Source organism: Streptomyces sp. NPDC052042, assembly GCF_044548345.1.
Classification (GTDB): domain Bacteria; phylum Actinomycetota; class Actinomycetes; order Streptomycetales; family Streptomycetaceae; genus Streptomyces.
Window position 1 is genome coordinate 88050 of sequence record NZ_JBIUBU010000002.1, and the last position, 22861, is coordinate 110910.

Here is a 22861-nt window from a genome sequence, read left to right on the forward strand (position 1 = left end):
CGGGGCGTAGCCTGATGGCCGTGAATTCCGTACCACGGGTACTGGCCGTACTCGACGAGCTGTTGACCGCCGCCGCGCCCGACGCCCGCGGGGCGCTGTGGCAACTGGCCGAGCCGGGCCGGGAGCTGGACGCCAACCTGGTACGCCTGCCGGCGGGCGCCGAGGTCGGCGAGCACCAGGAGGACGTCCTGGACGTGCTTCTCGTCGTCGTCGCGGGCGGCGGACGGGCCGTCGTCGCGGGCGAGGCACTGGATCTGGCACCGACCACCGTTCTCTGGCTGCCCCGTACCTCCCGCCGCGCGCTTGTCGCGGGACGGGACGGCCTGGCCTATGTGACCGTCCACCGCCGACGCCCCGGCCTCACGATCAAACCCCCGGCCAGGCCCTCGGCCGAGCCCTTCGAGGTGCCTTCGGCCGGGGCGTCCGCCGCGTCTTCGGCCGGGTACCGGGGCGGCGAGGCGCCCTGCATGCTGGACCTGGTCTGCCCCGCGTGCGGTCGGCTCTCGGCGGACCCGGAGCCGGTGTTCTGCAGCCGGTGCGGGGAGCGGTTCGCGGACGGCTGATCCACCGGGCGGGCCGGGCGCCGACCGCGGTCCGCCGACCGGTCGGGGCGTGCGGGGCCGGCCGCGCGGGCTCCTGCCGGACAACCCGTCAGCCCGCCTGCGCGCGCCCGGACGCCCACCATCGGCGGCGCCGTACACCGTTCACCGCGCGCGTGACCGTGTGTCTGCCCCGGTGACGCGCCCTCGTCGCGCCTGCCGGGGCCGCGGTCCCGGCGGAGGGGCCGTGACTCCCTGCGGAGGGCCGCGGCACGGGCTTGTTCCGGTGGTACGGGCGGGGAAGAGTGGACGGCATGAACTGGGACGAGGAGCGACTGCTCACCGCCGAAGTGGACGCGATCCACGGGCTCGACCTCACCGGTGACGGACCGCCGGTCCTCGTGAAGGACCCCGCGCTGCGGGCGGTGTGGGCGTGGTCGCCCCGGGCACGGCTGCTGGCCCTCGGGGCGGACGTCGGCACCCGGGCCAGGGACGCGGCACTCGCCGTGTGGGCGGGCGCGGGCCGGGAGGAGGCGTACCGCCCCGGCGAGCCGCCCGCAGCGCTCGTCCGCCTGGTCGCGGCGCTCGACGGTACGGAGGCACTCGATCCGGAAACAGCGGGTCCGGAAACAGCGGGTACGGGAACACCGGGTAGGGGCACACCGGGTGCGGAAGCGGCAGCCAGGGGAGCGACCCGCACCGGAACGGTCGTCACGGGAGCGTCCGGCGCGGGCGCGGCCGTGACACCCGGCCCGCGCCGGGTGCGCCCGGGCGCGACCGTGGCGGGCGGCCCGTGCTTCGTGTTCCCGGTGGACGTCCGGGCCCCGGACCCGTCCCCGCTGCCCGTCGTGGTGTCCGACGCCGAGGGGCGGGACACGGCGCGGCGGTGGATCCGCCCCGGCAACTGGCAGCCGGGGGAGTGGGAGGAGCTGATCGGCGGGCGGATGGGGGAGTGGGCGATGGCCGTGGACGGTCGTGAGCCCGTCTCGATCTGCTTCTCGCCCGCGACGAACGCCGCGGCGGCGGAGGCGGGCATCTGGACCCGTGCCGATCACCGGGGCCGCCGCCTCGCCCCGGCCGTCGTGGCCGCCTGGGCCGGACGCGAACGCCGCAACAAGGGGGTGCTGTTCTACAGCACCTCCGCCGACAACCACGCCTCGCGGTCGGTCGCCCGGCGGCTGGGACTCACCCCGCTGGGCTGGATCTGGACCGTGCGCTGAGGTTCCGGACGACATCGGCCGGACCCCAAGTCCGGTGCGACTGCGCGTATATGACGATGCCTCTACTCTGAGGCGCGGTTGATCCAAGGAACGCACAGGGGGTCGCATGCACAGCGACGGCACGGCGGATCGCGGTACGGGCGACGGACGGCACGGCGGCGGCTTCGACGGCCGGCCCGACGACGCCACCCGGCCGGACGGCCGTGGCCACGGGGCCGGACACGCCTGGGAGGGCGGCGAGCCGCGCGAGGACGTGCCGGATGCCCAGGCGCCGCCGGAGACGGTGACCGCGTCCTTAGAAGTGATCGACGCGCGTTACCAGTTGCTGCGTCGGCTCGGGCACGGCGGGATGGGCGAGGTCTGGGAGGCCCTCGACACGCGCCTGAACCGCAAGGTGGCGGTGAAGGGGCTGCTCGACCGCGGTGCCGTCGGCACGGACAAGCAGGCGCAGCTCATGAAGCGGGCGCGGCGCGAGGCGGAGGCCATCGCGCGGATCAAGCACCAGAACGTGGTGGCGGTGCACGACCGGGTCGAGACCGACAGCCAGGTCTGGATCGTGATGGAACTGCTCAACGCCCACTCGCTGGCCGATCTGCTGCATGTGGAGCAGCAGCTCACGGTGGTGCGGACGGCCAGGATCGGTCTTCAGGTCCTGCGCGGGCTGCGGGCGGTCCACGACGCGGGGGTCGTCCACCGGGACGTCAAGCCGCACAACGTCCTGTTCCGGCCGGACGAGTTCGCGATCCTCGCCGACTTCGGGATCGCGACCTTCGACGGGGCCGTGCCGGTCACCCTGTCGGGGGAACTGGTCGGGACGGTGAAGTACCTCGCGCCCGAGTTGTTCGACCACGCATCGGGTCGGCCGCAGCCCGCGACACCCGCGTCCGACCTGTGGGCCCTGGGCATCACGCTGTACGAGATGGTCGAGGGCAGGACCCCCTTCGACGGGCTGTCCCTGGTGGAGTTCCTGATCGCCGTGCGCGACTCGCCGGTGCCGCCCATGACGTACGGCGGACCGTTGGCACCGGTCGTCGGGGAACTGCTGCGCAAGAACCCCCGGCAGCGCCTTTCCTCGGCGGAGGCGGAGGAGATGCTCCGAGGGGTCGTTCACAAGACCCCGGCGCCGAGGGCGTCCACGCTCGGCATCTCCCCGGCCCGCCCGCCCGGCCTCGCTCCGTCGGCCCCGGACTCCGCGCCGTCGGCCCCGGACCCGGTGTCGCCGTCGCAGGATCCCGCGTCATCGGCCGGGAACCCGGAACCGCCGTCGCAGGATCCGTTGTCGCCGCCGTCCCCGCACCAGGTGCCGCAGGGACCGCCGCCGGGACCGCCCCCGGAAGATTCCCGGACGGCGGAGGATTCCCGGATGCCGGAGGGGCGCGGCCCGGACCGGGGCCGGGGCCGCAGGTGGCGCGGGGCCCTGGCCGCCGTGCTGTGTGCCGCCCTGCTGGGCGGCCTCGGCTGGTACGTGGTGAACCGCTCCCAGCAGGGCGGCAAGACGGACGCACGTACGACGGAGGGCAAGGGCGCGCAGCCGCAGAAGTACCGGGCGACGCACCGGACCCTGAAGGTCGGGGTCAAGGCGGATCAGCCCGGCCTCAGCGAGAGGACGGCGAAGGGGGTGTACCGGGGCTACGAGGTCGACCTGGCCCGCGCGATCGCGCGGGCCATGGGGTACGCCCCGGAAGCGGTCGAGTTCCGGCCCGTGAGCACCGAGAACCGGAGCAGCCTGCTGAAGAGCGGGGCGGTGGACCTGGTCATCGCCACGTACAGCATCACCGACGAGCGGAAGAACGCGAAGCCACCGGAGTACAGCGTCGCCTTCGCCGGGCCGTACTTCGTGGCGAACCGGAGCTTCCTGGTGAACCGGAAGTCGAAACTGCACAAGGTCGAGGACTCCAGCGATCTGATCCGCGACCGCCTGGAGGTGTGCACCGCCCGAGGATCGACGTATGTGGACTGGCTCGCGGCGGAGAAGTACAACGTGACGGCATCGCGCCCGAACGGATACGAGGAGTGCGTGCAGCGCCTGCTGAATCCGGCGTCCGAGGTCTACGCGGTGAGCACCGACGACGTCATCATCGCCGGATTCGCCAAGAAGGACCCGGTCCGGCTCAAGCGGCTCCCGAGCAGTTGGGGGGCGGAGGGCTACGGCGTCGCGATGAAGCCCGAGGAGAAGGAGCTGAAGGGCGAGGTGTGCGCCGCCCTGGAGAAGGTCATGGCGGACGGAACGTGGGAGCGGCTCTACCAGCAGCACCTGTACCCGCTGATGGATCAGGCGGCTGCGCCGAACCGACCGTCCCTGGACGAATGCCCGAAACGCTGACGGGATACGGGCGGCGGGAGACGGAGGGCGCGGGGCGGATCTTGCCGGGCCGGGCGGCGCCGAAACCGGTGGAGAGGGAGGACACCGACGGCCAAGATGGTCGAATGACCGTTCCCATACCCCCGGTTGAGGCCCTGCTCGTCGTGGACGTCCAGTCGGACGCCGTCTCGGGCGACAGGGCGGTGCCCGACACCGGCCGGCTCGTGGACCGCACGGGAGACCTGATCGCACGGGCACGCCTCGGCGGGGCACTCGTCGTGCACATCCAGAACGACGGGAGGCCCGGAGCGCGCGACGAGCCCGGCACCCCCGGCTGGGAACTCCACCATGCCGTCGAGCCCGGCCCGCTGGAGGCCGTCGTCCGCAAGACCGAGGACGACGGCTTCCACGAGACCCCGCTGGGCGAGCTGTTGGCCGGTTCGGGCGTGCGGTCCCTCGCCGTCTGCGGGGTGATGTCCGAGATGTGTGTCCAGGCCACCGCGCGGACGGCCCTGGCCCGGGGATACCGGGTCGTCATGCCGCACGACGCCCACGCGACGCACGACATCCCGGCGGCACCCGGGATCAGCGACGCCATCCCGGCCGCGGCGGTCTCGCGGGTGGCGGAATGGGCGCTCGGCAGCGAAGTGGAGGTCGTCGCGCGCGCCGGGGACGTCATCTTCGCGCCCCCGCCCGCACATCCCGGCGCAGGCCCCTCGCCCGCCGGGTGACGCGGGGAGCCGCGTCCGCGGGGAGCCGACCGCGGGACCGTACGGCTCCGGACCAGGGCCCGTCCGGGCCGGTCGGCGCCTGCGTGTCCGTCAGGCCGGGGCCCCCGCCGGAACAGGGCCGTCCAAGGGCCTCGTCCGGTCCGTGCAGAAGCCGTCCCACCACGAGGCCGCGCCGGCCGTCCACCGGTCGGCCTCCGGCGAGGGCGAGGCCAAGTCGTCAAACAGCCCGAGTACATCGTCCGTCGTGCGAATGTTCCGATCCATGCGGTTGCCGTTCCCTTCCCTTGCACGGAAGGGGGAATCGTAGGCGCGTCAGGCGCGGGAGCGCGGCGCGGGGGAGAAGGGCCGAGGCCGTGCCACGGCCTCGGCCGACCCTCCGGGGCGGGGCGAGAAGCCGGTGTCGGACCCGGTCCGTCTCGGGCGTCGCCGCGTGCGCGGAGGCGCCTGAGTGGTGGTGTTTCGGCGACGTCGGACGGTGTCTTTCCGGCGGCGCCCCGCGCGTCTTCACGCTCCGTCCGAGCGCCGGGCCGGAAGAGGGCGCCCGGGTGACCGGAAGCTCCCAGTCCGGGCGCCGTCGCGCCCCCGATGGATATGCGATTGGACTCCTTCGTGACTCAGAGTGTCGATAGAGTCACGGTCGCGGAAGCCCGTCGTGCGAGCGGCGCCCGCGTCGGACGGGTGCGGGCCGCGGTGCGGACGAGCGGACCCTCCGGGCCGGGAATCCGGTGCCGTGGCGGCAACGGATCGTCGGGCGATCGGACTTGATGAGGTGCTGCCCCACGCGCGCCCCCTGCGTGGCGGAGACACCACCGGCGGGGACGAGCAGGAAGAGTGGGGGCCGGCGGTACGGACGACGAAGGAGGACCGATGGTGGGTGCCGTGGCGAGCCAGCGGAACGGAGCGGCCGGGCAGACGGCGGAGGGCCAGGAGGCCCGGGACCGGCTTCTGCGGGCCGGGCGTCAGTTGTTCGCCGCGTACGGGTACGCGAACACGAGCGTCGAGGACCTGTGCGAGCAGGCGAGGGTGCCCGTCCACCTCTTCCAGCAGGAGTTCGTCTCGCGCGAGGTGCTCCTCATGGCGATCTACGACGAGGTCGCCACCCACGGACTGCGCGCCGCCGAGAACGCCCTGATGGCCGAGGGGATGGAGGACTGCCCGACCCGGGAACGGGTCCGGCTGCTCTTCGACGCCTATGTGAAGGCGGTCACCGAGGACCCCTGCGCGGCCCGGGTGGCGTTCGTCGAAGTGCTCGGGGTGAGCCGGGAGGTGGACAACCACCTCGCCACCTGGCGGGCCATGTGGATCGAATTCCTCACCTCCGAGGCGGAGCGCGCCGTGCGCCGGGGCGAAGCGGTGCCGAGCGACCACACCGTGACCGTCACGGTGCTGAACCACGCCGTGGACGAACTCATGGCGCACCACGGACGCCGCCCCCGCCAGGTCGACGCCGTGTGGCTGACCGACGAGCTGACCAGGCTCTCGCTGGCCATGATCGTGCCCTGCTGACGCGGCGGCCCGCCGGACTGCCGCCCGGCCACCGGACGCCGTTCCGGCGAATAATGGGCGGATGGCGGACGACGGAGAGCACCGGATGCGCGGTGCGCGGCACAGGCCCGGGAGCCACCGGGAGCACGGCGGGCGCGCGAAGGACCGCGAGGCGCGCGCGGACGACGACATGGCGGCCGTCCTGACCGGCGTCGGGCCTCGGCTGCGGGCCCTGCGTCAGGAGCGCGGCACGACCCTGGCGCAGCTCAGCGAGACCACCGGCATCTCCTCCAGCACGCTCTCGCGACTGGAGTCGGGCGGCCGCAAGCCCACCCTCGAACTGCTGCTGCCGCTGGCCAAGGCGTACGGGGTTCCGCTCGACGAACTCGTCGGCGCCCCGCCCACCGGTGATCCCCGCCTCCGCTTCCGCCCCTTCACCCGGGACGGCATGACCTTTGTGCCACTGACCCGGCACCTCGGCGGGGTGCACGCGTACAAGCAGATCCTGCCCGGCGGGCGCGGCGCGACGGGATGGCTGGAGCAACGGGTGCACGAGGGGTACGAGTGGGTGTACGTCCTGGCGGGGCGGCTGCGGCTGGTGCTGGGCGAGCACGATCTGGTGCTCGCGGCCGGCGAGGTCGCCGAGTTCGACACCCGCACCCCGCACGCGTGGGCCAGCGCCGGGCCCGAACCCGTCGAATTCCTCAGCCTGTTCGGACCGCAGGGCGAGCGGATGCACGTACGGGCCCGGCCGACGGGACGGCCGGACGCCTGACCGGGGCCGGAGCGGACGGGCTCGCGAGCGGACGGAGCCGCCAGGGGCCCGAAGAGGCTACGGGCGGGCCGTGTACGGGCCGCCGATTCCCCACGCCTGGTGCATCGCGTCGGCGAACGCGGCCGCCAGCCGGTGCTCGCCGGTGGGACCGGGGTGCGTTCCGTCGTAGGTGTCGCGCTGGACGGCGTACCCCTCGGGGCGGGAGGCCAGCAGGATCGGGGACAGCGGGTCGTCGAGGTCGGCCACGGCCTTGGCCAGGAGTTCGTTGAAGCGGTCGCACTCGGCGGCGAACGGGGCGTCCGACTCGGCCCGGATGTTCGGTATCACGGGCAGCAGCACCATCTTCACGCGTGGGTTCGCGGTGCGAGCGGTGGCGATGAACTCCCTTGCGTTCAGGGCGGTTTGGTGGCTGTCGGTGTAGAAACCGAGGTCGATCAGCCCCAAGGACACGAGCAGTACGTCCGTGCGGTGCGCGGTGACGGCGTCGGCGATCAGCGGGGCCATGTGCAGCCAGCCCTCGCCCCAGCCGGCCAGGTGGGTGCGTGCCTCGGCGGGGAAGTCCGGCGCCCCGTACGCGTGGCTGACGGCGGCGTCCGCCTCCGGGTCGTACAGCGCGCTCCGCGGGCCGACGATCTCGAACGGGGCGCCGAGGGTGGCCGAGAGGTGCCGCCACATGCGGTACCGCCAGGTGACGTCGCCGACGCGGCCGATCGTCATGGAGTCGCCGACAAACGTGAAACGCATGGAGGCCATCATCGCGGATCACCCGGGAACGGGCCTCCGGCACCGACGTGACGATGGACACTTGCGGTATGCGTTCGTACCTGACTGTGTCCGGAGCCGCCGCACTGCTGCTGTTCACCGGGGTGTCCCCGGCCGCCGCGACGGCCGCCGAGTCCGGCGACGGGGCCGACCGGACCTTCACGATCGAGGACCCCCGGATCATCGAGTCCAGTGGTCTCGCCGCCAGCCGGGCCCACCCGGGGGTCTACTGGACGCACAACGACAGCGACGACGGGCCATACGTCTACGCCGTCGACTCCCGCACCGGCAGGACGGTCGCGACGATCACCATGAGCGGAGTGGGTCGGCCGCGCGATGTGGAGGCCATCTCGCTGGGGCCCGACGGCAATCTGTACGTGGCGGACATCGGCGACAACCTGAACGGCAGCTGGGACCACGTCTGGATCTACCGCTTCCCCGAGCCGAAGGAGCTGAAGGACGCCACGGTCCGCGCCACCCAGTTCGACGTGAAGTACGCGGACGGGCCGCGCGACGCCGAGGCGCTGATGGTCCATCCCGGGACCGGACGGGTCTACATCGCGTCGAAGAACGAGAACGGCGGCGGGTTGTACGAGGGCCCGGCCCGGCTCACCACCGGCGCCGTCAACGTGTTCCGGCGGGTGGGCGAGGTGCCGTGGGTGACGGACGGGGCGTTCTCGCCGGACGGTGGGGAACTGGTGCTGCGCTCGTACTTCAGCGCCCGCGTGTACGTCTTCCGGAACGGCAGGCTCGGCGACGACCGTGCCGTCCGGGCGCCGTTCCAGCGGCAGGCCGAGTCCGTGACGTACACGGCGGACGGCTCGGCGCTGATGTTCGGCTCGGAGGGGGAGCGCAGCGAGGTGGTGCGGGTGGACCTGGAGAAGGACACCGGCCGCGGAGGGAGCGGGCCCCGGGGCGGGGACTCCTCGGCGTCCGCCGGGGACGCCGGGGACGGCGTCGGCGGCACCGGGGGAGTGGGCTTGAGCGGGGTACTGGTGGTGGCGGCCGTGGCCGCGTTCTTCCTCATGAAGCGGCGCAAGGGCCGGGGCTGACCGCATGCAGGGGTGGCCGGGCCGGGGCTGATCTCCCGGAGTGGTGGCGGGGCCGGGGCTGACCTTCGGGGCGGCGGCCCGGCTCATCCCCCGGCCCGGCGCTCGACGAGCACTTCGAAGCCGTCGATCAGCCGTTGCAGACCGAACGCGAAGTGGTCGGTCCCGTAGCCGAACGCGTCATCGGAGAGTGCCGCCATCAGCGGGTAGTCGCCGCTCAGCATGGCCCGCTCCAGGTAGGGGCGCTGGTTCTCCCAGAAGTCGTCGTTGCTCAGACCGGTCTCCCGCACGACCTCGGAGGTGTGGAGCTGGGCGCGGGCGATGCCCTCCACGAAACTGTTGACCGCGATGATCGTGGAGATCAGCTCGGCGTCGGCCAGACCCAACGGGCCGCCGGTACCGGCCCCGTCGTCCTCGACGAAGCGCACCGCCGGGTGCACGCCGGGGTTCTCGACCGGGTCGCCGCTCTCACCGAAGTCGTGAGGGCCCTTCAGGACGCGGGCATCGCGGCCGAGGACATCGGGCTGCGTCGTCCGACCCTCGACGACGTGTTCCTCGCCCTGACCGGAAGCCCGGCGTCCGAAGGCCCGGTGTCCGAAGGCCCGGCGTCCGGCCCGCGGGCCGGACGCCGTACCGGCACCACGGAGAAGGAGGAGGTGGCGGCGTGACCGTCGTCGAACCGCGGGTGTGGGGACCCGCGCGTGGCCGGCTCCACTGGGCGCTGGCGGACAGCTGGAACGTGGCCCGGCGCTCCCTCACCCACTACCGGCGCCAACCACTCGCCATCGTCTGGCAGTTGGGCTTCCCGATCCTCTCCGTGCTGCTGTACGGGTACGTCTTCGGCAGTGCCATGAAGGTTCCCGGCGGGGGCGACTACCGGGAGTTCCTGATGCCGGGCATGTTCGCCATGACCATGGCCCTGGGCTTCATGAACACTGCCGTGGCCATGGTGACGGACGTAGGGAAGGGGGTGGTGGACCGGTTCCGTTCCATGCCGATGGCACCGTCCGCGGTCTGTGCCGGACGCGGTCTCGCCGATCTGGTGGTCGCCGCCGCCGAACTGGCGATCCTCGTGGCGACCGCGCTGGCGATCGGCTGGCGCGCGGGCGACGGACCGATGGCGGCCGTGGGCGCGTTCGGACTGCTCCTGCTGCTCAGGTTCAGTCTGATCTGGGTCGGTGTATGGCTCGGGCTGCTGGTCCCGGACCCGGAGTCGGCGGGTGGGCTGTACGCGATCGCGTTCCCGGTCACGATGATCTCCAGTGCGCTCGTCGCACCGTCCCTGATGCCGGGCTGGCTGGGCACCGTCGCCGCCTGGAACCCGATCTCGTCCACGGTCACGGCGACGCGCGCACTCTTCGGCAACCCGGTGGCGAGCGGCGGCACCTGGGTCGAGGAACACGCCCCGCTGATGGCGGTGGTGTGGCCGCTGGTGCTGACCGCGGTGTTCCTGCCCCTGGCGGTACGGCGCTTCCAGCGGCTGAGCCGCTGAGGTGCTGAGCCGCGGTGCCGCTGTATCGCGGGGGGCCGTTGTCAGTGGCGGGTGTGAGGATGGCGCTCGCCGGTGGAGCGCACCGGCGAGCGTTGTCTCGCACCGAGCCGACGTTGTTTCGCACTGAGGGGACACCGCCATGGGCACCTGGGACACCGGTCACTTCGACAACGACTCCGCAGCGGACTTCTCGGGCCGTCTGGACGACGCTCCCGAGGCCGAGCGGCCGGCGCTGATCCGCCAGGCCCTGGAACTCGCCATCGCGGCGGACTTCCTGGACAGCGACGAGGCGGCGGAAGCGGTCGCGTCGGCGGCGCTGATCGGATCGCAGTGCCCCGGCGGGGAGCCGGTGACCACCGCCTACGGCCCGAAGGAGCCGCTGCCCGCGCTCCCGACGGACCTGCGCCCGCTCGCGGTGAAGGCCCTCGACGCAGTGCTCGGCGAGAACTCGGAGATGCGCGAGCTGTGGGAGGGCGACGAGACATGGACGGCGGGCATCGTCCGGCTCCGGGAGGTGCTGGGCGCGGCTGGAGCTTGAGCATGCCCGATGCCTGACGGGGGACCGTGGCCCGGTGGGGGATCGGGGCCGACGGGCGATCGGGCGCGGGGGCGGCTGGGTTCGTCGTCGCCCGATCTGGCGGACGCGCCGCTGCCCGTGGAGCGGGCCGTGCGTGCGGCCCGCAACGGAGAGGGCCCGAGGATCCGGGCGCGGGCGCACGCGCTGCAAGCCGAGCCGGCCGCGCGGGCAGGGCTGAAGCGCCCGTCACAAGCGGCGCTGGGTCTCGCGTGGTACGACATCGAGAACCAGGGCGGTGGCGATCCGTCGGGCAGCGGATTCCGGCGGGACTTCAGCCGTGGCGTCGGGAGAACGTCGTCGCCGAACTGGACGACCACCTCATGGATGTACTGGGCACCTGAGCCGTGCGGGGAAGCGCCCCGCTACCCGGACGGGGGACCGGCAAAGGTCCCGCGCACGCCGGGTGCGCGGGACCTTTGCCGGTCGAGGGGCTACGGGCGGGTGCCCGTTACAGCTTCTCGATGACGTAGTCGATGCAGGCCGTCAGCGCCTGGACGTCCGCCGGGTCGATCGCCGGGAACATCGCCACGCGCAGCTGGTTGCGGCCCAGCTTGCGGTACGGCTCGGTGTCGACGATCCCGTTGGCGCGCAGCGCCTTGGCGACGGCCGAGGCGTCGATCTCGTCCGAGAAGTCGATCGTGCCGATGACCTGCGAGCGCTTGGCGGGGTCGGAGACGAACGGGGTCGCGTACTTGGACTCCTTGGCCCAGCCGTACAGGTTCCGGGACGAGGCGGCGGTACGGCCGGTCGCGAAGTCCAGGCCGCCCTGGCCGTTCAGCCAGTTCAGCTGCTCGTTCAGGAGGAAGAGGGTGGCCAGGGCCGGGGTGTTGTACGTCTGGTTCTTGAGGGAGTTGTCGATCGCCGTGGGGAGCGAGAAGAACTCGGGGATGTGACGGCCCGACGCGTGGACGCGCGCGGCGCGCTCCAGGGCCGCCGGGGAGAACACACCGATCCACAGGCCGCCCTCGGAGGCGAAGGACTTCTGCGGGGCGAAGTAGTAGACGTCCGACTCGGTGATGTCGACGGGCAGGCCGCCCGCTCCGGAGGTGGCGTCCACCAGGACCAGGGAGCCCTCGTCGGCGCCCGCGACGCGCTTGACGGGCGCGGCGACACCGGTCGAGGTCTCGTTGTGCGTGAACGCGTACACGTCCACGCCCTCCTCGGCGCGCGGCTCCGGGTGGGTGCCCGGGTCGGAGGCGATCACGGACGGGTCGGCCAGCCACGGGGCGAGCTTGGCGGCCTTCGCGAACTTCGAGGAGAACTCGCCGAAGGTCAGGTGTTGGGACTTGTTCTCGATGAGTCCGTGCGTCGCGATGTCCCAGAAGGCGGTGGAGCCGCCGTTGCCCAGGATCACCTCGTAGCCCTCGGGGAGGGAGAAGAGGTCGCGCACACCCTGACGGACCGAGCCGACCAGGTTCTTGACCGGGGCCTGGCGGTGCGAGGTGCCGAGCAGGGACGTACCGGTGGCGGCCAGGGCGTCGAGCGCCTCCGTCCGCACCTTGGAGGGACCGGCGCCGAAGCGTCCGTCGGCGGGCTTGATGTCAGTGGGAATCTGGATATCGGCCACGAACCGGAGCGTAGTACCTCGTGGACGGCGCCGATGGCCGTGTCCGTCGGATGAGACACCCGCTCCGGGGCGTGGACCACCGTCGTGCGGGCCGCCGGACGCGCGGATTCCCCGTGTGCTGCACCGGTAAGCGGGCGGGTGCGGGGCCGGTACGAGGACGGTGCGGGGCCGGTACGCGCACGGCGTGCCGAGGCCGGTCAGCCCAGCAGCACCGGCAGTTCGTACAGGTCGTTCTGGGTGACGATCGGCTTGTTGCGCAGCTCGGAGGCGGGGACGGCCAGCTCCAGGCGCGGGAACCGCTCGTACAGGGCGGGCAGGGCCACCCCGGCCTCCAGCCGGGAGAGCGCGGCGCCGGGGCAGACGTGCGGGCCGTGGCCGAACGCGATGTGGCGGTTGGGGGAGCGGGTGGCGTCGAATTCACCGGCCGTCGGCCCGTGCTGGGCCTCGTCGCGGCCGAGTGCGCCGAAGGAGACGATCAGCGCCTCGCCCTTCGGCAGGGTCCGGTCGCCCACCTCGATGTCCTCGGTGGCGAACCGGAACAGGACGTGGGACGTGGGAGTGGACCAGCGCAGCGTCTCCTCGATCACGTTCTCCCACGACACCTCGCCGCTCAGCACCCGCTCGCGCTGCTCGGGGTGGGTCTGGAGCGCGGCGACCGCGTTGACGATCAGGCTGATCGTGGTCTCGTGACCGGCCGCGATGATCAGCTGGAGGGTGTTGACGATCTCCTCGCCCGTGAGGTGGTCGCCGTCCTCGGACGCGGCGATCAGGGCGCTGGTGAGGTCGTCGCCCGGGTTCTCCCGCTTGGCGTCGACGATCTTCGTGAAGAGAGCACCGAGGTCCGCCATCATCCCGGGGACCTCCTCGGGGGGCGTCTGCGTCGAGAAGAACTTCTCGAACAGTTCCTTCAGCCGTGGGTGGTCGGCGCTGTCGACGCCCATGAGTTCGCTGATCACGTTCATGGGCAGCGGGTAGGCGAACTCCGCCTTCAGGTCGACCGGTTCGCCGCCCTCGGCGAGCGCGGCCAGCTGGTCCAGGCCCGCCGCGGTCAGCGCCTCGACGCGGGGGCGCAGCTGTTCCACCCGCTTGACGGTCAGGGCCTGGGCGACCAGGGTGCGCAGCCGGCGGTGGTCCGCGCCGTCGACGGTGAGCATCGAGCGGCCCGGGTTGGCGAGGCCGATCAGCGGCCAGTCCATGGGGATCTCGCCGCGCTGCCAGGCGCCCCAGACATCGATGTCCTTCACGAGGCGGGCGTCGGTGAGCAGGCTCCGGGCCTCGGCGTGGTGGGTGACCGCGTAGCAGGGCACCCCGCCCGGCAGCTCCACCTCGGCGAGCGGTCCGGCGGCCCGCAGTTCGGCGGACTCGCCGTCGAGGTCGGTGACGAAGGGGTCGAGCACGATCCGGGTCATCTGGGGCCTCCGATGTCGGGTGCTGCGTCCGGTCCGGCGGGGGTGCCGGCCGCGGATCCGATGGCCTCCGCGATGGCTGCGCCGATCGCGGATCCGATGGCGGGGGTGGGGGTGAACGTCACCGGCAGGGCGGTCAGGCCCCGCAGCCACGGGGACGGGCGGCGGGTGAGCCGTTCGGCGGGGACGGCGAGGTCGATGTCCGGGAGCCGGTCCAGCAGGACCTCGATGCCGGTACGGGCGATGACCTCGGCGGTCTCCTGGGCCGGGAACGGGCAGCGGTGCTCGCCGTGGCCGAAGGAGAGGAAGGCGTTGTTGCCGCCGGTCAGCGTGGAGCCGTCGGTGCGGACCTGCGGGTCGTAGTTGGCGGCGGCGATGCCCAGGAGCAGCAGATCGCCCGCCTGGATGTGGCGCCCGCCGAGACGGGTGTCGCGCGAGGCCCAGCGGCCCGCGACGTTCTGGGTCGGGGTGTCCTCCCAGAGCACCTCGTTCATGGCCTCGGCGACACTGTGCCGGCCGCCGGAGAGGGAGGCGGCGAACCGGTCGTCGGTGAGCATCAGCCGCAGCGAGTTGCCGATCCAGTCGGCGGTCGGCTGGTGCCCGGCGGCCATCATGACCATCAGGTCCTGGGCGACCTCCTCGTCGGTGAAGCCGCCCGGGTCGGCGAGCATCCGGGTCGCGACGTCGTCACCGGGCACGGCGTGCTTGTCGGCCAGCAGTTGGAACATGGAGGTGGCGAGGTTGCGCTGCCCGGCCAGGGCCCGCTCCCGGCCGTCGATCATGTCGTTGAGCGAGCCGACGAGCGCGGCGCCGGCGGAGTCGGCGAAGCCGTAGATCTTCGCCAGGACGAGCGCGGGCAGCAGCATCGCGTACTCGGCGATGATGTCGGTGCCGCCGGTGGAGCAGAACCGGTCGACGAGGCCGTCGGCGAACTCCTCCGCGTACCGCTTCAGCGCGAACGGGTCGACGCCCTCCAACGCGTCGCTGATCATCGCGGCGCGCTGGGTGTGCCGGGGACCGACGGTGTAGAGGATCGACGGCTGCTTGCGGCCGATCATCGGCAGCAGCGGCCAGTCGTCGGGGATGCGGTCCCACTGGTTCCACAGGTCGGAGTCGCGGCTGAACAGCACCGGGTCGCCCGTCACCTGGTGCAGCTCGCGGTAGCCGAGCACCAGCCAGGCGGGGAAGCCCCCGTCGAGGACGACGGGGGCCACCGCCCCGTGGTCGCGGCGCATGTCCCGGTACAGCTGGGTCGGCTCGGTCTGGAACCGGGGGCCGGAGAGCGGTACGCGGCCCTGGGAGAGGGGACAGCCGGCGGACGGCTCCGGGGGCTGGGTCACGGCATGGGCTCCGGGGTCTTCTCCGGCGCGGCATCCGGAGGGGTGATGGACGGGTCGGCCGCTTCGGCGGCGAGGCGGCGGCGCGACAGGGTGTGCAGGTACTCGACCAGCGTGATCAGCACGTACTTGCTGGACGAGCGGTCGCGGGCGTCGCACTCCACCAGGGGCACGTCGTCGGAGAGGGCGAGCGCCTCCCGGATCTGCTGCTCGGTGTGGACCGGGCCGCCGAAGTCGTTGCAGGCCACGATGAACGGCGCGCCGTGGTGCTCCAGGCGGTCGATCGCGTACCAGGAATCGGCGAGCCGACGGGTGTCGACGAGGACGACGGCACCGAGCGCGCCCGAGAACAGGCGGTCCCACAGGAACCAGAAACGTTCCTGCCCGGGGGCGCCGAACAGGTACAGCACGGAGCGTTCGTCAAGCGTGATCCGGCCGAAGTCGAAGGCCACGGTGGTGGCCGTCTTCGACTGGACGCCGTCGAGGTGGTCGACGGCCTCGCCCGCGCTGGTCATGGTCTCTTCCGTGTTCAGCGGGCGGATCTCGCTGACGGAGCGGACCATGGTGGTCTTGCCGACCCCGAAGCCGCCGACAATGGCGATCTTCAGTCCGTTGTCGGCCGTCGCCCGGAGGGCGGCACGGTCAGAGATTGCGGAGTCCAACGAGCACCTGCTCCAGGATGTCGGGGTCGGGAAGCCGGTCAGCGACCCGGGCGGTCCGCGGGTGGCGGGCGCTGATCCGGCCGGTGGCCAGCAGATCGGACAGCAGGATGCGGACGATGCTGACGGGCAGTCCGAGGCCCGCCGCGATCTCGACGACGGCGGTGGGCAGGGCGCACATCCGCAGGATCGTGGCGTGCTCCGACTGCATGCCGGCGGTCGGTTCGCACTCGGAGACCACCAGGGTCACCAGGTCGAACGCGTCCGAGTCGGACCGGCTGCGGCCCCCGGTGAGGGTGTACAGCCGGTCGGGGGCGTCGTCCCGGCCGGGGCGGGGGCGGCTCATACGTTCGCGATCGCGGCGGGGGCGGAGTCCGTCGTCCCGCCGGTCCCGGAACCGGTGCCGGAGCGGGGCGGGGCGCTGAGGTGCTCGCCGAGCTGCTCGACGAGTTCACTCATGTTGTGCCCGACGAGGCCGACGTCAGACTCGTCGGAGGCGATGACGGCGAGGTGGGCGCCCGCCCCGGCCTCGACGATGAACAGCACGCCGCCGTAGAACTCGGTCATCGCGGACCGCACTCCGCCGCTGCCGTCGCCGAACTCGACGGACGCGCCGTGCGAGAGGCTCTGGATGCCGGCCGCGATCGCGGCCAGCTGGTCGGCCTGGTCGACGGTGAGCTCGGGGGTGCGGCACAGCTTGAGGCCGTCCCTGGACAGGACGAGGGCATGGCGGGCGCCGGGGGTGCGCTCCAGGAGCCCCTCCAGCAGCCAGTTGAGCTTCTCGTCGGTGGTCGCGGTCATCGGGTGTTGCCTTCTTCCGGGTGCGGGGTACTGGGCCGGACAGCCCGGCGGAAGCTGCTGAAGCGGGCTGCCTGTTCCTTGGGATCGGCGGCACGGGGCCGGGGTGTCTCGCCGACGTGGCCGGCGCTTGCGGTGTCGTCGGCTCGCTTGCGGGCCTCGGCGGCGGCGAGGGTGCGGCCGCGGGGGCGCCGGGGGAGCCCGCTCTCGCCGAACCGGGGGAGGCCGCCGGCGGTCTCGGACGCGGAGGGCTCCGGGTGCGTGGCGGCGGCCGGGGCGGCGGAGGCCGGAGGCGCGACGGATCCGGGGTACGCCGCGGCCGGGGCGGCGGACTCCGGGGAGGCGGGCGTGGTGCCGGACGGGGCCGCCGCGGTCCGGACGTCGGCCGGGTCGGCCGTGCCGTGCGTGGGCTCCGGTTCGACGGCCCGGGCGGGGGCCGGAGCGGGGGCCTGGGCGGGGACGGCGGCGGGCGCGGGGCCCTGGGCGGGGACGGAGGCGGTCGCCGGGGCGGCGGCCGGGGTACGGGTGAGGATCTCCTGGGGGAGCATCATCAGCGCGCCGGTGCCGCCGCGCGCGGACGGCCGGAACGACACGGTCAGGCTGTGCTTGCGGGCCAGCCGGCCGACGACGGCGAGGCCGAGCCGGGTGCCGGAGAGCCCCGTCAGACCCTCGTCGGTGGCGGACACCGCGCGCTCGGCGCGGCGCAGCTGCACATCACTCATGACCAGGCCGCTGTCCTCGACGGTCACGACGATGCCGGCCGGAACCTCCTCGACGTACACGTGGACCTCGGCCGTCGGCGGCGAGAAGTTGGCGGCGTTGTCGAGGAGTTCGGCGAGCGCGTGCATGACGCCCTCGGCGGCGTGACCGGCGATCGCGACATCGCTCGTCGAGTGGAGGCGTACCCGCTGATAGCCGCTGATGCGGCCCATGGCGCCGCGCAGGATCGACTCCATCACGATCGGCTTGGCCCAGCGCCGTCCGGAACGGGCGCCGGTCAGCACGGCGATGGAGTCGGCGAGGCGGCCCGCCTGGGCGGTGCGGTGGTCCAGGTGCAGCAGGTCGCCGAGCACGTCCTCGGAGGAGTGCCGGTGCTCCATCTCGCGCAGGTCGGCGAGCATGCTGGTGGCCAGGGCCTGCATCCGGCCCGCGGCGTTGGCGCAGGCGGCGACCGCGGCGGCGCGCTCGGTCTCGCTGCGGGCCGCACGGGCGGTGAGCCGTCCCACCTCGCCGCGCAGCCGCTCGGCGTCGGCGGCGGCCTGCGCGGCGATCCGGGCGTTCTCGGCGCCGGCGGCGGCCTTGATGCGAGCGGTCTCCGCGGTGAACCGCTGGCCCTCGGCGGCGGAGGCGGACACCAGTCTGCTGATCTCGCCGGTGAACCGCTGGGTCTCCGACGTGAGTCGGGCACGCAGCCGGTTCGCCGTGGCACGGGCGTGCACCGCGGCGGTCACGGCGGCGGACAGCAGCACGGCGGCGGCGCAGGCGCCCCAGGCCACGGGGGTACGCACCGAGTCGGGGGCGGCGACGACCGCCCACAGGCACAGGGAACCGGTGACGGCCAGTGATATCAGCAGGGCCAGTGCGGTCGGCCGGGATGAGGCGCTCAAGTGGAGTCCTTGGGGCGGACGGGGCGGGTGGGCCGGTCGGCCGGACGAGGGGTCGGGCCGGTCGGACCGGTCGGGCGGAGCGTAAGGGGTGAATGGGGCTTATTGGTACGGCTCGGTACGGCGACGGGATATCCGACAACTGGAGTTGGCTATTCCCAGGTAAGTCCTGGTCACTATATGAGAATTGAAGCTCTCTTTGGGAAGCTCTTGTGGCGTTCTCTGTTTATGCCCGGGGCAACATGCCCAGTCGTGCATCGGGGGGTGCGATCGACCGTGAATCCGTCGTGTTCGGGCGTGTTCCGGTGTGTTCCGGCGCATTGCGGCATTCGCGGGAAACGCGCGCGGCCCCCGGGGCGTGGGCTCCCCGTCGGCGGCATCCTGGGCCGATGGCCGCACACCAGAAACCGACGGGACGCGACGGACGACCGACGGGACGCGACATCGAACCGACCGGGCGCGACGCGAAGCCAGTGGCGCGCGACCCCGAACCCGCGGAACGCGACGCGCTCGCCCGGGCCTTGCGCACCGAGGTCCGCGGCGAGGTCGACTTCACCCCCACCGCACGGGCGCTGACGACGATGGACGCCTCCAACCACCGCCGCGTGCCGCTCGGCGTCGTCGCCCCGCGCGACGCCGACGACGTGGCCGCCGCACTCTCCGTCTGCCGCGAGTACCGGGTCCCCGCGGTCCCGCGCGGCGGCGGGACGTCCATCGCCGGGCAGGCCACCGGGACCGGGGTCGTGCTCGACCTCACCCGCCACATGCGCCGGATCATCGAGCTGGACCCCGGTTCCCGTACCGCCGTGGTCCAGCCGGGCGTGATCCTGGACGACCTCTGCGCGGCGGCTGCCGCGTACGGCCTGACCTTCGGTCCCGACCCGTCCACGCACGGCCGCTGCACCCTCGGCGGCATGATCGGCAACAACTCCTGCGGCGCGCACTCGGTCGCCTGGGGCACCACCGCCGACAACGTGGACACCCTGACCGTGGCCCGCTACGGCGGCTCCTTCCTCCGGGCGGGACGCGGTCACGACGCCGAACTGCCGGACGGCCTCCGCGCGTTCATCGACACCAACCTGGCCCCGCTGCGCACCGGATTCCCGGAACTCCCGCGCCGGATCTCCGGCTACGCCCTGGACGCCCTGCTGCCCGAACGCGGCACCGACCTCGCCCGCGCGTTCTGCGGCAGCGAGGGCACGCTCGGCGTGGTGACGGAGGCGACGGTCCGGCTCGTCGAGGCACCGGCGGCCCGGGCGCTCGCCGTACTCGGCTACGCCGACGAGTCCTCGGCCGCCGAGGCCGTCCCCGGCCTCCTCCCGTACGGGCCGCTGACCGTGGAGGGCATGGCCGCCGACCTGGTGCGGACACCGGCCGGGCTGCCGCGCGGCGGCGCCTGGCTGTTCGTCGAGACCGGCGGCGCCACCCCGGCCGAGGCCCGCGCGCACGCCGAGCGGATCGTGCGGGCCGGTGACCCGCTGGACAGCGCCCTGGTCACCGACCCGACCGGGCAGCGGGCCCTGTGGCACATCCGCGAGGACGCCGCCGGAACGGCCACCCGCTTGCCCGACGGCACCGAGGCGTGGCCGGGCTGGGAGGACTGCGCCGTACCGCCCGCCCGGCTCGGCCCGTATCTGAGCGCGTTCCGCGCCCTGCTCGACGAGCACGGACTGCGCGGCACCCCGTACGGGCACTTCGGCGAGGGCTGCGTCCACGTCCGGATCGACTTCGACCTGCTGGACCCCGACGGCGTGGCCCGCTACCGCCGCTTCTCCACCGAACTCGCCGACCTGGTCGTCGCGCACGGCGGCTCGCTGAGCGGCGAACACGGCGACGGCATGGCCCGCGCCGAACTGCTCCCGCGCATGTACGGGGACGAACTGGTCGCCCTCTTCGCCCGGTTCAAGGACATCTGGGACCCGGACGGCGGCATGAACCCGGGCGTTCTCGTCCGCCCCGCCCGGCTGGACGAGAACCTCCGCTTCGACGTGCTGCCGAGACGCCCGGTGGACGTCGCTTTCGGCTACCCGCACGACGGCGGCGACTTCACCGCGGCGGTACGGCGGTGCGTCGGCGTCGCCAAGTGCCGTACGGCCGTGCCCGTCGACGCGGGCGTGATGTGCCCGTCGTTCCGGGCGACCGGGGAGGAGGCCCACTCCACCCGCGGCCGGGCCCGGCTGCTGCACGAGATGCTCGCGGGCGAGGTCATCACGGACGGCTGGCGCTCGACGGAGGTGCGCGACGCGCTCGACCTCTGCCTGTCCTGCAAGGGCTGCCGAACCGACTGCCCGGTGGGCGTCGACATGGCCACGTACAAGGCGGAATTCCTGCACCACCACTACCGGGGACGGCCGCGCCCCGCCTCCCACTACACGATGGGCCGGCTGCCGGAGTGGCTGCGCCTCGCCGCCCCGTTCGCGGGCGCGCTGAACACCCTGGCCCGGGTGCGCCCCCTGGCCGCCCTGGCCAAGCGGCTGGCCGGGATCGCGCCGGAGCGCCACATCCCGGTCCTGGCACGCGAGACGTTCAGCCGGTGGCTGCGGCGGCGCCAGGGCCCCGGGACGGTGATCCTCTCCAACGACCGGGTGGCCCTCCTGTGGCCGGACACCTTCACCGAACACCTCGCGCCCGAGGTGGGCCGGGCGGCCGTCCGCGTCCTGGAGGCGGCGGGCCGGACCGCGCTGACGCCCGGTGGTGGGCTGTGCTGCGGCCTCACGTACGTGTCCACCGGCCAGCTCGATCGGGCCCGTAGCGTGATGCGCCGGACCCTGGACCGGATCGCCCCGGTCCTGGGCGATCCCGTCGTCGTCCTCGAACCGAGCTGCGCCGCCACCCTCCGCACCGACCTTCCCGAACTCCTCCCCGACGACCCGCGAGCTGCCGAACTGGCCGCGTCCGTAAAGACGTTGGCCCAGTACCTGGAGGAGTGCGCCCCGCACTGGCGGCCGCCCCGCCTGGACCGCCCGGTCGCCGGGCAGACCCACTGCCATCAGCACGCGGTCCTGGGCGACGAGGCGGACCGCCGTCTGCGCGAACGTGCCGGGTTGAAGGGCGAGTTGAGCGGAGGATGCTGCGGTCTCGCGGGGAACTTCGGCTTCGAGCGCGGCCATGGGGAGGTATCGGTGGCATGCGCGGAGGAGCAGCTGCTCCCCTCGGTGCGAAAGGCCGTGCCCGGCACGGCGGTCCTGGCGGACGGCTTCTCCTGCCGTACGCAACTGGCGCATCTGGGCGACGGGGTGCGGGCGCGCCACCTGGCGGAGGTGCTGGCGGAGGGCCTGGCGGACGGGCCGACGGGAGGGCCGGTGAAGGGACCGTAGGGCGGGCCTGCTGGCGGGGCGGTGGGCGGACCGACGGGTGGGCCGGCGGGAGGGACGGGGCACGGACCGGCGGACCACCCGGGCGAGGGGGAGTAAGGCGTCATTCGGGTGGGGCGGCCTCACCCCCGGTGCCGTGCCGCACGATCTCGCGGACGAGCGCGAGGAGGTCGGGCAGTGCGGGGTGGCCGGGGGCGTCGCGCCGGACGAGGAGGACGGGGAGGGCCGGGGCGTCCACGAGCGGGCGGTAGGCGACCCCGGAGTGCGGGTGCGTGCCCGGGGTGGAGGTGGTCGAGACCCCGACGCCCCGCCCCGCCGCGATGGCGGTCAGCCAGTCGTCGGTGTTGGCGACGGTGAGGGTCGCGGCGGGGCGGGCCTCCGGCGGCCACAGGTCGAGCGCGGTGGTGCCGGAGACGGTGTTGAGAACGAGGGTGGCGTCCGCCAGATCGGCGAGCCGGAGCACGGCACGGGCGGCGAGCGGGCCGTCCGCCACCACCGCGGCCACCCGCGGCTCGTCGAACAGCACCTCGGTGACGAGTCCGGGTGCCGCCACGGGCCCCCGCAGCAGTGCGGCGTCGACCTCGCCCCGGGTGAGCCCCGCGGTGCGGTCGTCGATCCGCAGCAGTTCGAGCGGGGTCGCCGGATACCGCTCCTGCCAGCGTCGGAGCAGCGGCGTGGTGTACGGGCCGAACGCGGACCAGGCATGCCCGACCCGCAGGGCCCGGTGGTGCGGCCCGCCGGGGCCGAGCGCCTCGTCGAACGCGGCGACCGCGGAGGCGGCCCGGTCCCGGAAGGCGACGCCCTCGGGGGTGAGGACGAGATGGTGGGTGGACCGGTCGACGAGCCGGACGCCGAGGTGCCGCTCCAGGGCGGCCAGCGTCCGGGAGACCGCGGGCTGGGTGAGGCGGAGGCGGGCGGCGGCGCGGGTGACGTTGCCCTCGTCGGCGACGGCGAGGAAGGCGCGCAGATGGCGGATCTCGATGCCGCGGCCCCGCCCGCGGTCCGGGGAGCCCCCGGCATGGGGGTCGCCACTGGGTCCAAGGCTCATGCGTGCGGAGCATAACCGGAGCCCAACCGGCATTTCACATGGCACGCGGAGGTACCTACCGTAAGAGGGAGGTACCGCATGGCCGCGAGTAGTATTTTCGATATTTTCGATCGGATATGCGGCGGAACGCACCGAGGACGACGGTCTTCGAGCCCCGCGCACCGATGTCGGGCCAAGCGACATCCGGGCATCCGGC

21 protein-coding genes and 1 pseudogene are annotated in these 22861 nt (G+C 73.3%); 11 read left to right on the forward strand and 11 right to left on the reverse strand.

Features of this window, described 5'->3' with window-relative positions:
* Positions 1–20 precede the first annotated feature (20 nt).
* The 4 genes from ACIHCL_RS05655 (at position 21) to ACIHCL_RS05670 (ending at position 4792) form a co-directional block, all read left to right on the forward strand.
* Positions 21–563 (forward strand): hypothetical protein, encoded by a 543-nt coding sequence (locus tag ACIHCL_RS05655; protein WP_399857292.1) that lies wholly within the window; start codon positions 21–23, stop codon positions 561–563.
* A 290-nt stretch (positions 564–853) separates the two neighbouring features.
* Positions 854–1759, forward strand: a complete 906-nt coding sequence (locus tag ACIHCL_RS05660) for a GNAT family N-acetyltransferase (RefSeq protein WP_399857294.1) — start codon at positions 854–856, stop codon at positions 1757–1759.
* 106 nt (positions 1760–1865) lie between these two features.
* Entirely contained in the window at positions 1866–4082 is a 2217-nt protein-coding gene (locus tag ACIHCL_RS05665; RefSeq protein ID WP_399857296.1) for a protein kinase, read from the forward strand.
* A gap of 104 nt (positions 4083–4186) precedes the next feature.
* Positions 4187–4792: a cysteine hydrolase family protein gene (locus ACIHCL_RS05670; protein WP_399857297.1), complete on the forward strand. Its 606-nt coding sequence runs from the start codon at positions 4187–4189 to the stop codon at positions 4790–4792.
* Positions 4793–4915: 123 nt separating this feature from the next.
* On the opposite strand, the pseudogene ACIHCL_RS05675 reads toward ACIHCL_RS05670, so the two are convergent.
* Positions 4916–5056 (reverse strand): annotated as a pseudogene (locus tag ACIHCL_RS05675) (SAM-dependent methyltransferase); the annotation flags it as partial.
* 603 nt (positions 5057–5659) lie between these two features.
* Here ACIHCL_RS05675 and ACIHCL_RS05680 point away from each other — a divergent pair.
* Both ACIHCL_RS05680 and ACIHCL_RS05685 read left to right on the forward strand, forming a co-directional pair.
* Positions 5660–6298 (forward strand): TetR/AcrR family transcriptional regulator, encoded by a 639-nt coding sequence (locus ACIHCL_RS05680; protein WP_399857299.1) that lies wholly within the window; start codon positions 5660–5662, stop codon positions 6296–6298.
* Between the two features lie 169 nt (positions 6299–6467).
* The gene (locus tag ACIHCL_RS05685) at positions 6468–7052 is read left to right on the forward strand and encodes a helix-turn-helix domain-containing protein (RefSeq protein ID WP_399858015.1); all 585 of its coding nucleotides are present in this window, start codon (positions 6468–6470) and stop codon (positions 7050–7052) included.
* Between the two features lie 57 nt (positions 7053–7109).
* On the opposite strand, the gene ACIHCL_RS05690 is transcribed toward ACIHCL_RS05685, so the two are convergent.
* Positions 7110–7796 carry a GDSL-type esterase/lipase family protein gene (locus ACIHCL_RS05690; RefSeq protein WP_399857301.1) on the reverse strand — a complete coding sequence of 229 codons (687 nt, stop codon included), beginning with the start codon at positions 7794–7796 and terminating at the stop codon, positions 7110–7112.
* Positions 7797–7864: 68 nt separating this feature from the next.
* Between ACIHCL_RS05690 and ACIHCL_RS05695 the strand changes: the two genes are divergently transcribed.
* Positions 7865–8866, forward strand: coding sequence for a WD40 repeat domain-containing protein (locus tag ACIHCL_RS05695; RefSeq protein ID WP_399857303.1), 1002 nt, complete (start codon positions 7865–7867; stop codon positions 8864–8866).
* Between the two features lie 83 nt (positions 8867–8949).
* Here the strand turns inward: ACIHCL_RS05695 and ACIHCL_RS05700 are convergent, their stop codons facing one another.
* Positions 8950–9303: a TetR/AcrR family transcriptional regulator C-terminal domain-containing protein gene (locus ACIHCL_RS05700; RefSeq protein ID WP_399857304.1), complete on the reverse strand. Its 354-nt coding sequence runs from the start codon at positions 9301–9303 to the stop codon at positions 8950–8952.
* Here ACIHCL_RS05700 and ACIHCL_RS05705 point away from each other — a divergent pair.
* The 3 genes from ACIHCL_RS05705 (at position 9298) to ACIHCL_RS05715 (ending at position 10893) form a co-directional block, all read left to right on the forward strand.
* Entirely contained in the window at positions 9298–9531 is a 234-nt protein-coding gene (locus ACIHCL_RS05705) for a hypothetical protein (RefSeq protein WP_399857306.1), read from the forward strand. The genes ACIHCL_RS05700 and ACIHCL_RS05705 overlap by 6 nt on opposite strands.
* Positions 9528–10355: an ABC transporter permease gene (locus tag ACIHCL_RS05710; protein ID WP_399857308.1), complete on the forward strand. Its 828-nt coding sequence runs from the start codon at positions 9528–9530 to the stop codon at positions 10353–10355. Before ACIHCL_RS05705 ends, ACIHCL_RS05710 begins: the two co-directional genes overlap by 4 nt.
* Positions 10356–10494: 139 nt before the next feature.
* On the forward strand, positions 10495–10893 hold the full coding sequence (locus ACIHCL_RS05715; RefSeq protein ID WP_399857310.1) for a DUF4259 domain-containing protein: 399 nt from the start codon (positions 10495–10497) through the stop codon (positions 10891–10893).
* Between the two features lie 487 nt (positions 10894–11380).
* Here ACIHCL_RS05715 and serC read toward each other — a convergent pair whose 3' ends face one another.
* The 7 genes from serC to ACIHCL_RS05750 all read right to left on the reverse strand — a co-directional run bounded on the left by serC (position 11381) and on the right by ACIHCL_RS05750 (position 18306).
* On the reverse strand, positions 11381–12499 hold the full coding sequence (serC, locus tag ACIHCL_RS05720) for a phosphoserine transaminase (protein ID WP_399857312.1): 1119 nt from the start codon (positions 12497–12499) through the stop codon (positions 11381–11383).
* A 197-nt stretch (positions 12500–12696) separates the two neighbouring features.
* Positions 12697–13908, reverse strand: a complete 1212-nt coding sequence (locus ACIHCL_RS05725) for a cytochrome P450 (RefSeq protein WP_399857314.1) — start codon at positions 13906–13908, stop codon at positions 12697–12699.
* Complete coding sequence (locus tag ACIHCL_RS05730; protein WP_399857315.1) at positions 13905–15245, reverse strand: cytochrome P450; 1341 nt, start codon at positions 15243–15245, stop codon at positions 13905–13907. The genes ACIHCL_RS05725 and ACIHCL_RS05730 overlap by 4 nt, the downstream gene beginning before the upstream one ends.
* Positions 15242–15904 (reverse strand): GTP-binding protein, encoded by a 663-nt coding sequence (locus ACIHCL_RS05735; RefSeq protein ID WP_399857317.1) that lies wholly within the window; start codon positions 15902–15904, stop codon positions 15242–15244. The genes ACIHCL_RS05730 and ACIHCL_RS05735 overlap by 4 nt, the downstream gene beginning before the upstream one ends.
* Positions 15885–16247 (reverse strand): DUF742 domain-containing protein, encoded by a 363-nt coding sequence (locus tag ACIHCL_RS05740; RefSeq protein WP_399857319.1) that lies wholly within the window; start codon positions 16245–16247, stop codon positions 15885–15887. The genes ACIHCL_RS05735 and ACIHCL_RS05740 overlap by 20 nt, the downstream gene beginning before the upstream one ends.
* Positions 16244–16702, reverse strand: coding sequence for a roadblock/LC7 domain-containing protein (locus ACIHCL_RS05745; protein WP_399857321.1), 459 nt, complete (start codon positions 16700–16702; stop codon positions 16244–16246). Before ACIHCL_RS05745 ends, ACIHCL_RS05740 begins: the two co-directional genes overlap by 4 nt.
* Entirely contained in the window at positions 16699–18306 is a 1608-nt protein-coding gene (locus tag ACIHCL_RS05750; protein ID WP_399857323.1) for a sensor histidine kinase, read from the reverse strand. Before ACIHCL_RS05750 ends, ACIHCL_RS05745 begins: the two co-directional genes overlap by 4 nt.
* Before the next feature lie 386 nt (positions 18307–18692).
* Between ACIHCL_RS05750 and ACIHCL_RS05755 the strand changes: the two genes are divergently transcribed.
* A complete protein-coding gene (locus ACIHCL_RS05755) occupies positions 18693–21620 on the forward strand; it encodes an FAD-binding and (Fe-S)-binding domain-containing protein (RefSeq protein ID WP_399857325.1) in 2928 nt (975 codons plus the stop codon).
* A 100-nt stretch (positions 21621–21720) separates the two neighbouring features.
* Here the strand turns inward: ACIHCL_RS05755 and ACIHCL_RS05760 are convergent, their stop codons facing one another.
* Complete coding sequence (locus ACIHCL_RS05760; protein WP_399857327.1) at positions 21721–22665, reverse strand: LysR family transcriptional regulator; 945 nt, start codon at positions 22663–22665, stop codon at positions 21721–21723.
* Positions 22666–22861 lie beyond the last annotated feature (196 nt).